Raw genomic sequence first — 545 nt, 5'->3', positions numbered from 1 at the left:
CTCTATAATAACATGAAACACCTTGTTAAAGCTTTCCATCTCGTGTAAAAACATAACATTCAATTCTATCTTTCTCTATCAAGATTTTGATGTCTACTTATTTCTCTCTTATGTTCACGTTCAAATTGATTATCTACTCCCTTGCTATCCAATTCATTTTTAACAATTCCTCTAAGCACCTTAAATTGCTCTTTAAGAACTTTTTTCGTTTGTATATACAAAACTCTTATATTCGTCTGTAAACCCTTTATATGAGCTTTTAACGAGCTTATTTCTCTATTTAATACACCAACTTCTTTTTGCAACTTACTTTTTTCTTGTTTCAACGTTCGATTTTCTTTCATCCAGCCCTCTGCATGCACTTTTAAACTCTCATTTTCTTTCACAAAATCTGTTTTTTTCAAACGCTCATAATCCTTTTTGATAGTAACCGCTGCATTTACTTGCTTTGTTACTTCTTGATATTGTTCTGGTGATAACACATAATTTCTTGTCTGTTTCTTCGTGATCTCAGCTTTTCCAAACATTTTATCCTGTACTTCTAC

The 545-nt window shown here is 31.4% G+C and carries 1 pseudogene; it reads right to left on the bottom strand.

What is annotated here, in order from left to right:
* Positions 1-65 precede the first annotated feature (65 nt).
* Positions 66-545: pseudogene (locus JDS92_RS30110) on the bottom strand (plasmid recombination protein); the annotation flags it as partial.

The organism is Bacillus cereus group sp. N12 (assembly GCF_016483575.1).
In the GTDB taxonomy this organism is placed as follows: Bacteria; Bacillota; Bacilli; order Bacillales; family Bacillaceae_G; genus Bacillus_A; species Bacillus_A toyonensis.
The sequence above is the reverse complement of the archived record's forward strand: the minus strand, read 5'-3'. Positions and strand labels throughout refer to the sequence as shown.